The organism is Methylophilus sp. Leaf416 (assembly GCF_001424665.1).
In the GTDB taxonomy this organism is placed as follows: domain Bacteria; phylum Pseudomonadota; class Gammaproteobacteria; order Burkholderiales; family Methylophilaceae; genus Methylophilus.
Genome location: NZ_LMQS01000004.1, coordinates 411,678 through 423,450, shown reverse-complemented (window position 1 = coordinate 423,450; position 11,773 = coordinate 411,678). Strand labels below are relative to the sequence as shown.

The following is an 11,773-nucleotide window of genomic DNA, read 5'->3' as shown; positions in this document are numbered from 1 at the left end:
TAATCTTGTCTACACGGGTGTTTGCACTTTTGCCAGGGCAGCACCAGAGAACAGGGCAGCGGCCGCCAAACCGGCAATCAGTGCAAACGGCACCAACGATTGATACAACTTGAATACCGCAAATAGTAAAACCGCGATAATCAAAATTTTTACTGCTTCAGCCTTCAACATGTTCAGCAACACCGCAGTCGGGTCGGCTTTTGCCTTTGCCCGTACTGCAATTTTCGCAGCAAACCAGGCGCCCAGAATGACAGCCGCGCCGCCAAGTAAAGCTGAAATACCTGCTGGAATGCCAGAAATCAAAACCGCCGCTACTATCACTACTACAGTTGCCATCATCTGCCAGCGCAGCATATTGCGATACATCTGCGCATCGGACTGAGTGGTTTCCGGGGTGGTCATGGGGTTTGAATGTTAAAAATCAAGGCAAATTGCTACAAAGACGCGAGATTTTGAATTATTCACCGTATGAAGTCAAGCGCCCATTACAACATAACTATCTGAATGTGCTGGAAAAATCGTTTTCGTCGATAAAATTTTGCTTTCCGCTGGAACTTTTATTCATTTACCGGTGAGTTTTGCTATCCAATCATCCAGCTGGTCTAAATTTGCATAGCTCAGTTTCAACACACCCGAACCATTGGTTTTAGCACTGATATTGACGCCAGCACCCAGCTGTTCACTTAATTCAGTCTGCAAGGTAGCAATATCCGGCTGAACTTTTTCCTGGGCTTTCTTTTTTGCACCAGGCGCTTGCTGCATGAGGCGCTCAACTTCACGTACCGATAAACCATCTTGAACCACTTTATTAGCCAGCAGAATTTGCTGAGCAGGTTCAACACCGATTAAAGCACGCGCATGACCCATATCAATCTGGTTATCCAGCAGCATATCCTGGACCATAGGTGTAAGTGTCAGTAAACGCAACAAGTTTGACACTGCCACCCGAGAACGACCTACTGCTTCTGCCGCTTTTTCATGCGTCATATCGAACTCGTCAATCAGTCGTTTGATACCCATGGCTTCTTCGAGCGGGTTCAGGTTTTCGCGCTGGATATTTTCAATCAGTGCCATTGCGAGGGCAGCTTCATCAGCAATGTCACGCACCAGCACCGGGACTTCTGTCAAACCGGCTTTTTGCGATGCGCGCCAGCGGCGTTCACCGGCAATAATTTCAAACTTATCTTCGGCAATCTCGCGCACCAGAATCGGTTGCATAATGCCTTGCGTACTGATGGAGTCTGCCAGAGTTTGCAAGGCTTCTTCGTTCATGTAAGAGCGTGGCTGATATTTGCCCGGTTGTAGCTGGCTGACATGCAACGTGCGTAAGCTATCCGATTGAGCGATGGTTTCTACATCACCGGATAACAATGCATCTAATCCCCGTCCTAGTCCTTTGAGCTTCACCATACTGCTGATTCCTCGTATTGAATGTCTTTAAAGTTTATAAATTTAATTTTTCTGGATGAGTTCCTGGGCCAACTCAAGATAAGCCTGGGCACCTTTGGATGCCCGATCATAGAGTAGCACCGGCATGCCGTAACTTGGCGCCTCTGCCAAACGCACATTCCGCGGAATGATGGTTTGGTAGACTTTTTTACCGAAATGGTTGACCAGTTGCGCAGACACCTGCTGCGCCAGCATATTGCGATTATCAAACATGGTACGCAACAAACCTTCGATCTCCAAAACCGGGTTTAAGTGAGCGCGCACTTTCTTGATAGTGTTGACCAGGTCTGAAAGACCCTCCAAAGCATAGTATTCACATTGCATTGGAATCATCACCGAATGCGCAGCAGTTAATGCATTCACCGTTACAAGATTTAAAGAGGGTGGACAATCCAGCAATACATATTCATAACTATCGCCGAGCTTTAAAATGGCATTCTTTAAGCGGGTTTCACGCGCCATTTCATTCACCAGCTCAACCTCGGCACCAGCCAGATCACGGTTAGAAGGCGCCACATCAAACTTCGCCGCTTCTGCGCGCAGGATGACCTCCTGCAAAGTATTATTGCCGATCAACACCTGGTAAATACTGCCTTTTAGATGCGCCTTGTCTATTCCACTACCGGTACTGGCATTACCTTGCGGATCAAGGTCGACCAACAACACTTTTTTACCATGTTCGGCCAGGCTGGCTGCCAAATTTACGCAAGTAGTTGTTTTACCGACGCCGCCTTTTTGGTTGGTGATCGCAATTATTTTCATTATGAATTCTCAAACACAATTAAATGTCTTTCCGCTTGCAGTGTTGGCACCTGCAAACGAATAACTTTTGAGGGGATAATACTGGCGAGTTGCAACTCTTCTATAGGGATTACCCCCTTCATTGCCAGCCAGCGACCATGCGGCATCACTAGATGCATAGTCAATCTTCTTAACAAGGCAATGTCTGAAAACGCCCTGGAAATCACTTGTCCAAAAGGTGAGGGTGGCTGATAAGCCTCAACACGGCTATGCACCACCTGCACATTCTCCAACCCTAACTCAGCTTTAACCTGGCGCATAAAAATGGCTTTTTTCTGCACGGTATCAATGGTGGTCACTTGCACGTCTGGTCGCGTGATTGCAATGATCAGCCCCGGCAAACCACCGCCACTGCCTACATCCAGCAAATTTCCTGACTCCACATATGGCAACACGCTTAAGCTATCCAGTATATGCAGTGCCAGCATTTCCTGTGGATCGCGGATTGCGGTCAGGTTATAGACTTTGTTCCATTTTTGCAGTAAAGCCATATAGGCCAAACATTTCGCCTGCATATCGGTTGTGACAACCGACTCCAAACCCAGCGCTACCACGCCTTCCGCTAATTTCGAATCCAAACTTGTCATGCAGCAGCGATATCGCCAGAGAGACTCTGTTTTTTCTGCTTGCGTTTGAGATAAACCAACAGTAATGAAATTGTTGCTGGCGTAATACCTTGGATACGGCTGGCCTGACCTATCGTTTCAGGTTTCTGCGCCAATAGTTTTTGCCGCGCTTCATTACTTAAGCCATGCACATCATCATATTGAATAGCCTCACCCAACTTAATGTGTTCACTATTTTTCTGTCTCGCGATTTCTTCATTCTGCCGGTCAATATATCCTTGATACTTGGCTGCAATTTCAACCTGCTCAATAACCTCATCGGCCAATGACTCAGGAGATGGAACAATGTCTAATAAAGACTGATAAGTAATTTCTGGCCGACGTAATAATTCAAACAATGAATACTCATGCTCCAACGCCTTCCCAAAAACTTCCAATTGTGTTTCACGTGAAACAATTTTATTTTGGCTTAAAGTATTTGCTTGTCCATTTTCTGGTTGCAGGAATGTACGTTTTAATCTTGCCTGCTCACGCTCTACCGCTTCCTGCTTTTTACTGAAAGCTTCCCAACGCATATCATCCACCAACCCGAGCTTGCGACCTATTTCAGTCAAACGCATATCTGCGTTGTCTTCACGCAGTTGCAAACGATACTCTGCACGACTGGTAAACATGCGGTATGGCTCATTTACACCGGTTGTGATCAAGTCATCTACTAACACGCCTAAATACGCTTGCTCACGGGAAGGGCACCAGCCTTCTTTATCTTGCGCATACAATGCAGCATTGGCACCTGCCAATAATCCTTGAGCCGCAGCTTCTTCATATCCGGTAGTGCCATTAATCTGGCCGGCAAAAAACAAGCCATTTACTGTTTTAGTTTCCAGGGTAGATTTCAAACCCCTAGGGTCATAATAGTCATATTCTATGGCGTATCCGGGGCGCAGGATATGTGCACCCTCTAATCCACGGATGGAACGTACCAGAGACAACTGGATATCAAACGGCAAACTGGTTGAAATACCATTGGGATAAATCTCATGCGTGGTCAAACCTTCAGGCTCTAAAAATACCTGATGCGACTCTTTGTCTGCAAAACGGTGAATCTTATCTTCAACGGAAGGGCAATAACGAGGACCCACACCTTCAATCACGCCCGTATACATGGGTGAGCGATCCAGACCGCTACGTATAATGTCGTGTGTTTGCTGATTGGTATGTGTAATCCAGCAGGGTAGTTGTTGTGGATGTTGTGCTGTATTACCCAAAAACGAAAAGACTGGCACCGGCGTATCACCAGGTTGCTCGGTCATGACACTGTAATTAATAGTGCGTCCATCAATACGGGGTGGGGTACCTGTTTTAAGGCGACCGGCGGGGAGTCCAATCTCACGCAACCTGGCAGCCAGTGAAATAGATGGCGGGTCTCCGGCGCGTCCGGCACTGTAGTTCTGTAAACCAACGTGCACCAAACCACCCAGAAAAGTACCGGCTGTCAGCACCACAGATTTTGAATGAAAACGGAGCCCGATCTGGGTTACCACACCAACCGCTTTTTCACCTTCTAAAATGATATCGTCCACCGCTTGCTGGAACAGCCACAAGTTAGGTTGATTTTCCAGACGATAGCGTATTGCAGCTTTATAGAGAATACGGTCAGCCTGTGCACGTGTTGCACGCACAGCAGGGCCCTTGCTTGAATTCAGGATACGGAATTGAATACCACCAATATCGGTGGCGGCAGCCATGGCGCCGCCAAGTGCATCCACCTCTTTAACCAAATGACCTTTACCAATCCCACCAATCGATGGATTGCAGGACATTTGTCCCAACGTCTCAATGTTATGGGTCAGCAGCAGCGTTTTCTGACCCATGCGTGCAGCTGCCAACGCTGCTTCGGTACCGGCATGGCCACCACCGACAACAATCACATCGAATTTATCAGGAAAATCCATCATAAAGTGATTAAACTATTTGATTTTAAAAGAGATGAGATTTTAGCGTAAACTAGGCCTGACTGATATTTAATTAACACTTAATCAGTTCCAAGTTACATATGTACTGGCTTTTAATACAGATTTCATACAAATTAATTACGGTTTAATACAAATCAATTACAAGCAAGCCATATTTACTTAACATAAAACTAATAAAATTCGTTCCAATAATAACCAAAGGAGCTCTTACCATGAAAATCAAAACAATTATTGCTGTATTCGGGGTACTTTTTTCTGTAAACGCGTTGGCTGATGTTACTAATGCTGAAAAATTGGTCTATAAATATACCAATATTGCGCAGTCAGTTAACCCATCGTTCAAAGCGCCATCAATTACGGATGGGAAAATATTTTTTAACCGTAAATTCCAAACGGCAAGTGGCCGTGAGGCTGCGTGCGCATCCTGCCACACCAACAATCCTGCTAACGTGGGTAAGAACATTGTCACCAATAAAGAAATTCCTCCATTAGCACCACGTGTTAACACTAAACGCTTCACTGATATTGATAAAGTAGAAGAAGAGTTTACCAAACACTGCAATGATATTTTAGGCGCAGATTGCGCACCAGCCGAAAAGGCCAACTTTATTGCTTATCTGTTAACAGAAACAAAACCAACTAAATAATTAAGCCAGGGTAACCTCACGGAATGCTACGCTACGTTTGGGATCCATTTATACGTATATTCCACTGGTCCCTGGTGGCGGCTTTTGCTTATGCGTTTTATACCCATAGCTCCATGTGGGATAGGTTACACCATGCTTATGCAGGCTATGTCGCCGGCACCCTAATCATTGCGCGCATTATCTGGGGCGTAGTCGCTACTGGCTACGCCAATTTCCAAAGCTTCCCGTTAAACCCTGTCTGGGCAGTAAAGCACCTATTCAAACTGCTTAAAGGCACAGCCAGGCATTATGTGGGCCATAATCCCGTAGGTTCAATTGCAATTTATGCGATGCTGGGTTTAGGTATTTTGGCAGTAGGTTCAGGTTGTATCGTCTATAACAGCGGCTGGGGATTCATAGATGATGAATTAGCCAAAGTAATACACCACTATGTTACCTGGACCTGGTTAGGTGTAGTTGTCATTCATGTATTAGGTGTCTTGTTTGAAAGCTTTATTCATAAAGACAATTTGATCTGGGCCATGATTACCGGGTCCAAGCGCGTTTGCCTGATTGATGAACGCTACAGCCGGAGAAATACGCCGTTTCCCCGACAGAAAAAAACCCGCTAAGGCGGGTTTTTATTTGTTTTACTTACCAATACAAAATCTGCTGAATATCTCGCCCAGCAAATCGTCAGGAGTAAATTCGCCGGTGATTGATGCCAGCGCCTCCTGTGCACTACGCAATTCTTCGGCAATCAGTTCAGCAGCATGCATTTGTTTTGATGCGAAATCCAGATGTAACTCCACTTGTTGCAATGCTTGAAGGTGTCGTGCGCGCGCCATAAACACACCCTCACTTCCCGGTTGATAACCTACAATTTTAAGAAGCGTTTCTTGCAAGGCAGCAATACCTTCGCCTGTCTTGGCTGATAAAAACAAGTGTGTCTCTTTTTCTCGATTTTCTACACGAGATGTTTCACGTGAAACATCTATCTTGTTATGTACCCATATTTTTTGGATTTCAGCTGGTAACTTTTGAAGAATCCTGGTTTCATATGGCCCAATGCCATGCTGGCTATCTATCAGCAATAAAGCCACTTGCGCGGATTCGATGGCTTTCCAGGTGCGTTCAATACCTACCTGTTCAACGATATCTTCAGTCTCGCGCAGACCTGCCGTATCAATGATATGTAACGGCACACCTTGGATTTGAATGACGTTTTTAATCGTATCGCGCGTGGTGCCGGCGATTGGCGTCACAATAGCAATATCTTCACCAGATAAGGCATTCAGTAAGCTGGATTTCCCTACATTGGGCTGACCTATCAAGACGACATTTAAACCCTCGCGTAAGAGGGCACCTTGCCTGGCTTTGGTATGGATAGTATGTAAAGTTTGCTGATTGGCTTGCAGCTTTTCCAATACACGACCCTGACTAATGAAATCTATATCCTCTTCAGGGAAATCTAAACAAGCCTCTACATACATCCGTAAGTCTATCAATTGCTGCAATAGTGTTTGAATAGCTTGTGAAAATTCGCCGGATAGTGATCGAACGGCACTGCGTGCTGCTTCAGCGGTAGCGGCGTTGATTAAATCAGCCACTGCTTCGGCTTGCGCCAAATCGATTTTGTCATTCAGGTAAGCTCGTTGGGTAAATTCACCTGCCAACGCATGGCGTGCTCCACACTCTACACAACGCGCCAGCAGGATTTGCATCAGCGCTGTACCACCATGAGCCTGTAGCTCTAGTACATCTTCACCTGTATAAGAGTGTGGATTAGGGAAATAAATGGCAATGCCGCGATCAATCAGGCTGCCATCAGCTTGCAGAAAAGGTAAATAGGCAGCTAGCCTTGGAGCAGGGCAGTGACCAAGGACTTGTTCAGCTATCTGCCTGGATAATGGACCTGAGACCCTGACAACACCAATGCCCCCGGCACCGGGTGCGGTGGCAATAGCGGCAATGGTTTCGGTGCTTGTATCAATAGGGGGAGGGTTTGGTAGCTTAAGGCCAGCCGGAGTCATTTCTGCACTGGCATTTCCTAAGTTTACGTTACCCGGTTGTTGATTACTTGCCATGCCCTTTTTTGGCAATTGTTTCCGCATGTATCATGCGGTTAATCGCCCATTGTTGCCAGATGGAAAGAATATTGTTCACCAGCCAATACAACACCAGACCGGCCGGGAAGAAGAAAAAGAACACACTGAACAGCACCGGCATGATTTTCATGACCTTGGCCTGGATAGGATCGGTAGGTGGTGGATTCAAAGTGGTTTGAATAATCATGGTCGCACCCATCAGGATAGGCAGGATGAAGTACGGATCAGTCGCTGACAAATCCTGTATCCAGCCGAAGAAAGGGGCGTGACGGAGTTGCACTGAGCCCAGCAATACCCAGTAAAGGGAAATAAATACCGGAATTTGCACCAGAATAGGCAGACAGCCACCCATAGGGTTAATTTTCTCAGTACGATACATTTCCATCATGGCTTGCTGGAGCTTTTGTTTGTCATCGCCAAACTTGTCTTTTAACGCCTGCATGCGTGGTGCCATTTCACGCAAATGGGCCATATTGCGGTAACCGGAGGCAGATAGCTTGAAGAAAGCAGCCTTGATTAATACTGTCAGGATAATAATAGCTACACCCCAGTTTTTGACCAGGTCATATATATGGGTCAACAACCACATCAATGGTTTGGCAATGATGGTCAGAATACCGTAATCAACCACATATTCCATGCCAGGTGCAGCTGCTTCCAGAGCATCCTGCTCCTGCGGGCCTGTGAATAATCTTGCATCGACTGTTTTGCTACTGCCGGCAGCAATTTCCCCCACCGGTAAAATAGTACCGATTGAAAAATCACTTTCACTGAGTTTGGTAGTGTAGAACTTCTGTTCTGCTTTGGATTGCGGAATCCAGGCACTCACAAAATAGTGCTGAACCAAGCCAACCCAACCATCTTTGGCGGTAAGGGAGATATCCTTTTTCGCCATGTCATCGAATTTGACCTTGTTATATTTATCAGCCTCATTGAAGTAGGCGCCACCGGTAAAGGTTGGCATCATTTTTGAGCCCTGGTTAGATTCACGGTCATGAATAATCTGGTAATACACTGAAGGAGAAATCGCTTGTGCACTGTTGTTTTTGATCTCGTAGCGCACATCAATCTGGTACTGGCCACGATGGAAAATGTAAATCTTGTCTACTGCAATGCCATTAGTTTCCGGCGCAGTCAAACGCACTTCAAGTGAGTTTTCACTCTCTTGCATCACATAGCTGGTATTGGCTGCAGTAAACGTCTCGTAATGCGTAGGCAGGCCATTACCTTTCAGGCCGGTCTGTGCGACATAGAGTTTTTCCTTGCTTTGATCACTCATCAGCTCATAGGGGCCTGAGTTGTCATCTGCTTTATGTTCAAGTAAAGACAACTGACGCAAATCACCACCAACGGTATCAATCACCGCTGAATAAAGATCGGTCTTTACCGTAATGCGTTCACCTTTTTTAAGGCTGAAGCCGCCATTTTCTTGCGGCTTATCCGCAGGGGCACCTTGTGGGGTCGCGGCAGTTTGCGTCGCAGGGGTTTCAGGCGCGTGTTCTTTCTGCCAGGCATCCCATAGCAGCATGATGGAGAAAGAAAAAATGACGAACAGAATTAAACGGCGAGTATCCATAAGGTTTCGTTTTTACAAGTCAAGGAAGAGGATCCACACCACCGGGATGCCAAGGATGACAGCGGCCAATACGTGCCAATGCCAATCTTGAGCCTTTAACAGCGCCATAGCGTTCTAAAGCTTCAATCGCATAGTGTGAACAGGTTGGATGAAAACGGCATTGACGCCCCAGCCAGGGACTCAAGCCCCACTGGTAACACTTAATCAAAGTAATCAGTACCATTTTCATCGGATTTATCAGGAAACAACAGCCGTTTTTTTTAGCTTAACCAGCAAAAGCGAAAGATCTCGTTGTACTGCAGGAAAATCCGCGTGCTGAAATTTCTTCCGTACCTGAAGCACGACATCATAACCGCTTGTTGCCGGTGATGGTTGATTTCTTAACAACTCGCGCAGTACGCGCTTCATGTAATTACGGCTGACCGCGAGCTTGGCAATTTTTTTTGAGACCACCAGACCGTAACGGTGCTGCGCTTGCTGGTTTGGTTTTATATTCGCAAGCAACCACTCGCCATATAACCGTTTCCTGAAAGTAAAAACGGATGAAAATTCATCCGTTTTTCTAAGGTTGTACAATGTCATGGCTTTTATAATGTCATGCATTGACTAAGCAATGCCATACCGGGGATTACAGACCCAGGCGTTTACGGCCTTTAGCGCGACGGGCAGCAATGACTGCACGGCCACCTTTGGTTTTCATGCGCACCAGAAAGCCATGGGTACGGGCACGACGTGTTTTAGATGGTTGGTAGGTACGTTTCATTATTTAGCTCCTGTGCCAAGTAGGGAATAATCCCGGCAGTTAAAATCTGTTTCGGCTCTGCTGATTTCCCAGCTGAATTTTGCCGATTTCGAAAACCCTTAATTAAACATGATTTCGACAGACTATGTCAATGATTTTTTTTATATTTTTATCGGTGCAGGCTGTGGATAACTCATGCTAAAACGTTTAGAATGTTCCCCGTGAATCATGCAGTTGAATAGCTCTGATTCCCACTTCTGCCACTCTTTCCTGGCAATTATAAAGAATAAAACGCAAACTTCTCCAAGGCTGACTAGCAGGAGTAAGCTTTTTGCATGATATTGAAAAACACTGGAGCAATGGAAAATTTTTGGGCGCATTGTCTGCTGAAGTTCGAACAGGAACTGTCCGCACAACAATACAATACCTGGATTAAACCCCTGCGAGCACGCGTGAATGGTCAGGCTGTGCAAATTGTTGCGCCTAACAAGTTTGTGATGCAATGGGTGAAAAGCAAGTTCTTCACCCGCATTGAAACCATTGCACACGAACTCTCCACCTCAGTCGTGGTTGAACTGATTGTCGATAGCAGCATTTTGCAAACCGAACCGGGTTTGGTGAATCCAGCCGCAGGTATGCCTTCTATAAAAATTGATTCTGGTACTAGTGAAAAACCTTCAGCGAAACTCCCGCCAAGAGCACTGGAAAGAATTGCAGAAAAGAAACCACTGCCTAGCCGTGCGCCGGTTAAAAATTTAAAAGCTGAAAAGAGCAGCGGGCTGAATAACAGTTTCCTGTTTGATAACTATGTGACGGGGCGCGCCAATCAATTGGCACGTGCGGCCGCGATACAAGTTGCCGGTAATCCGGGCCAAGCCTATAACCCGCTATTTATTTATGGTGGAGTAGGGCTGGGTAAAACGCATTTGCTACAGGCGATTGGTAACGAGCTGAAAAAAGTTAAACCGGATGCCAATATCCGCTACCTGCATGCCGAGCGCTATGTATCGGATGTGGTGAAAGCTTACGAAAATAAAGCGTTTGATGAATTTAAACAGCAATACCATTCCCTGGATTTATTGCTGATCGATGACATTCAATTCTTCGCCAAGAAAACGCGGACGCAAGAAGAGTTTTTTTACGCGTTCAATACCTTGATTGAAGAAAAAAAACAGATCGTAATCACCTGTGATACCTATCCAAAAGAAATCGTGGATATGGATGAACGTTTGCGCACGCGCTTCAGCTGGGGCCTGACCGTGGCTGTTGAGCCACCGGAACTGGAAATGCGCGTAGCCATCCTGCGTAAAAAAGCCGAGACGCTCAAAATCAACCTGCATGAAGATGTGGCGTTTTTTGTTGCCAAACAGATCCGTTCCAGCGTACGTGAACTTGAAGGTGCACTCAACCGTATTATCGCCATGGCTAACTTTACCGGCCATGCCATCGATGTACATTTGGCCAAAGATGCCTTACGTGATCTGATCGCAGTGCGTGGCCGCCAGATTACCATAGAGAACATACAAAAAACGGTGGCTGACTATTACAAGATTAAAGTCAGTGATATGTTCAGCAAAAAACGCTCACGCAATGTGGCTCGGCCACGCCAGGTAGCCATGTCATTAGCCAGGGAACTAACCAATCACAGCTTTCCGGAGATAGGCGAAGCTTTTGGCGGACGTCACCATACAACAGTGATGCATGCCTGTGACGAAATTGAACAATTGCGTTTAAATGACCAGACACTCGCTAGAGATATCGGTTTTTTAACGCAGGTAATTAGAGATTAGTCATCAGGGATTAAAGCAACAGATTGAAAACAAAAGCTGTGGATAAGATGCGAATGAACTGTGTTTAAATATTGCGTAAAGCCAGGATAAATTCAGTTTACAATACCAGGCACAAACAATGCAGGTTTAAACCGCAATT

The 11,773-nt window shown here is 45.9% G+C and carries 13 protein-coding genes; 3 read left to right on the top strand and 10 right to left on the bottom strand.

Features of this window, described 5'->3' with window-relative positions:
- Positions 1–9 precede the first annotated feature (9 nt).
- The 5 genes from ASG34_RS11695 to mnmG all read right to left on the bottom strand — a co-directional run bounded on the left by ASG34_RS11695 (position 10) and on the right by mnmG (position 4,771).
- Positions 10–402: an ATP synthase subunit I gene (locus ASG34_RS11695; protein WP_055830693.1), complete on the bottom strand. Its 393-nt coding sequence runs from the start codon at positions 400–402 to the stop codon at positions 10–12.
- Positions 403–561: 159 nt separating this feature from the next.
- Positions 562–1,410: a ParB/RepB/Spo0J family partition protein gene (locus tag ASG34_RS11690; RefSeq protein ID WP_055830691.1), complete on the bottom strand. Its 849-nt coding sequence runs from the start codon at positions 1,408–1,410 to the stop codon at positions 562–564.
- 42 nt (positions 1,411–1,452) lie between these two features.
- Positions 1,453–2,211, bottom strand: coding sequence for a ParA family protein (locus ASG34_RS11685; protein ID WP_055830689.1), 759 nt, complete (start codon positions 2,209–2,211; stop codon positions 1,453–1,455).
- Positions 2,211–2,837 (bottom strand): 16S rRNA (guanine(527)-N(7))-methyltransferase RsmG, encoded by a 627-nt coding sequence (rsmG, locus tag ASG34_RS11680; protein ID WP_055830687.1) that lies wholly within the window; start codon positions 2,835–2,837, stop codon positions 2,211–2,213. The genes ASG34_RS11685 and rsmG overlap by 1 nt, the downstream gene beginning before the upstream one ends.
- Positions 2,834–4,771, bottom strand: a complete 1,938-nt coding sequence (gene mnmG / locus ASG34_RS11675) for a tRNA uridine-5-carboxymethylaminomethyl(34) synthesis enzyme MnmG (RefSeq protein WP_055830932.1) — start codon at positions 4,769–4,771, stop codon at positions 2,834–2,836. Before mnmG ends, rsmG begins: the two co-directional genes overlap by 4 nt.
- 233 nt (positions 4,772–5,004) lie before the next feature.
- Between mnmG and cycA the strand changes: the two genes are divergently transcribed.
- On the top strand, positions 5,005–5,439 hold the full coding sequence (gene cycA, locus ASG34_RS11670) for a cytochrome c'' (protein WP_055830685.1): 435 nt from the start codon (positions 5,005–5,007) through the stop codon (positions 5,437–5,439).
- A 23-nt stretch (positions 5,440–5,462) separates the two neighbouring features.
- Positions 5,463–6,050, top strand: a complete 588-nt coding sequence (locus tag ASG34_RS11665) for a cytochrome b/b6 domain-containing protein (protein ID WP_082504882.1) — start codon at positions 5,463–5,465, stop codon at positions 6,048–6,050.
- Between the two features lie 18 nt (positions 6,051–6,068).
- On the opposite strand, the gene mnmE is transcribed toward ASG34_RS11665, so the two are convergent.
- The 5 genes from mnmE to rpmH are packed head-to-tail and all read right to left on the bottom strand — an operon-like array spanning position 6,069 to position 9,865.
- Entirely contained in the window at positions 6,069–7,451 is a 1,383-nt protein-coding gene (gene mnmE, locus ASG34_RS11660; RefSeq protein ID WP_055830928.1) for a tRNA uridine-5-carboxymethylaminomethyl(34) synthesis GTPase MnmE, read from the bottom strand.
- Positions 7,452–7,494: 43 nt separating this feature from the next.
- On the bottom strand, positions 7,495–9,102 hold the full coding sequence (gene yidC, locus ASG34_RS11655) for a membrane protein insertase YidC (RefSeq protein WP_055830683.1): 1,608 nt from the start codon (positions 9,100–9,102) through the stop codon (positions 7,495–7,497).
- 19 nt (positions 9,103–9,121) lie between these two features.
- Positions 9,122–9,331, bottom strand: a complete 210-nt coding sequence (yidD, locus tag ASG34_RS11650; RefSeq protein WP_055830680.1) for a membrane protein insertion efficiency factor YidD — start codon at positions 9,329–9,331, stop codon at positions 9,122–9,124.
- 8 nt (positions 9,332–9,339) lie between these two features.
- The gene (rnpA, locus tag ASG34_RS11645) at positions 9,340–9,705 is read right to left on the bottom strand and encodes a ribonuclease P protein component (RefSeq protein ID WP_235559791.1); all 366 of its coding nucleotides are present in this window, start codon (positions 9,703–9,705) and stop codon (positions 9,340–9,342) included.
- A 25-nt stretch (positions 9,706–9,730) separates the two neighbouring features.
- On the bottom strand, positions 9,731–9,865 hold the full coding sequence (rpmH, locus tag ASG34_RS11640; RefSeq protein WP_018987191.1) for a 50S ribosomal protein L34: 135 nt from the start codon (positions 9,863–9,865) through the stop codon (positions 9,731–9,733).
- A gap of 338 nt (positions 9,866–10,203) precedes the next feature.
- Between rpmH and dnaA the strand changes: the two genes are divergently transcribed.
- Positions 10,204–11,634 (top strand): chromosomal replication initiator protein DnaA, encoded by a 1,431-nt coding sequence (dnaA, locus tag ASG34_RS11635; RefSeq protein ID WP_055830924.1) that lies wholly within the window; start codon positions 10,204–10,206, stop codon positions 11,632–11,634.
- Positions 11,635–11,773: the final 139 nt, after the last annotated feature.